Genomic DNA, 230 nt, shown 5'->3' on the forward strand with positions numbered 1-230 from the left:
GGCATTCCCTCTATGTTGCCTGACTTTGAATGGCCTTGGCTTCGCGCGCAATCCGGTGAAGTGCCATTGGTACTCACTTGGCAATTAGCCAGTGACCTATTGTCTGCCGCCTTTGCGATTGCCATGTTAGGCGCCATTGAATCGTTACTGTGTGCAGTGGTGTTAGACGGCATGTCCGGTAAAAAACACAGCGCCAATAGCGAATTACTTGGCCAAGGTATCGGTAATAT

The 230-nt window shown here is 50.0% G+C and carries 1 protein-coding gene; it reads left to right on the plus strand.

Annotated features, from left to right (window positions below):
• On the plus strand, nucleotides 1-230 hold a 230-nt coding region (locus tag AAEY78_RS15215), incomplete at both ends, for a SulP family inorganic anion transporter (RefSeq protein ID WP_352340371.1).

Source organism: Psychrobacter sp. 16-MNA-CIBAN-0192, from assembly GCF_040309565.1.
Taxonomy (GTDB): Bacteria; Pseudomonadota; Gammaproteobacteria; order Pseudomonadales; family Moraxellaceae; genus Psychrobacter.